Origin of the sequence: Streptomyces niphimycinicus, from assembly GCF_018883605.1 — a bacterium.
Lineage (GTDB): Bacteria > Actinomycetota > Actinomycetes > Streptomycetales > Streptomycetaceae > Streptomyces > Streptomyces niphimycinicus.
In genome coordinates this window covers 1-461 of sequence record NZ_JAHLEM010000430.1, presented here as the reverse complement: position 1 = coordinate 461, position 461 = coordinate 1, and the positions used below count along the sequence as shown (strand labels likewise).

General features: G+C 70.9%; 1 protein-coding gene. It reads left to right on the top strand.

Annotated elements, in window-relative coordinates:
• Positions 1-461: 2-oxoacid:acceptor oxidoreductase family protein (locus KN815_RS31690; RefSeq protein ID WP_216345309.1), on the top strand; the 461-nt coding region annotated here is incomplete at both ends.

The following is a 461-nucleotide window of genomic DNA, read 5'->3' as shown; positions in this document are numbered from 1 at the left end:
TGGTGATCAATGAGCGGGTCTGCGAGGGGTGCGGGGACTGCGGTACGAAGTCCAACTGCCTGTCCGTCCATCCGGTGACCACGGAGTTCGGCCGTAAGACGGAGATCCATCAGTCCTCCTGCAACCTGGACTACTCATGTCTGGACGGTGACTGCCCGTCCTTCCTGACCGTCGCCCCCGGGCGCCCCGGGCGCCCCGGGCGATCCGGGCGGTCCGAGGGCCGCCGGGAGCTGCCCGACCTGGCCGCCGAAGCGCTGCCGGCGCCCGAACGGCGGTCCGCCTGCGAGGACTTCACGGTGCGCATCACCGGAGTGGGCGGCACCGGCGTGGTCACCGTCGCGCAGGTCCTCGCCACCGCCGCGGTGATCGACGGCAAGCAGGTGCGCACCCTCGACCAGACGGGGCTGGCGCAGAAGGGCGGCGCCGTGGTGTCGGACATCAAGATCACCTCCGAGGTGGTG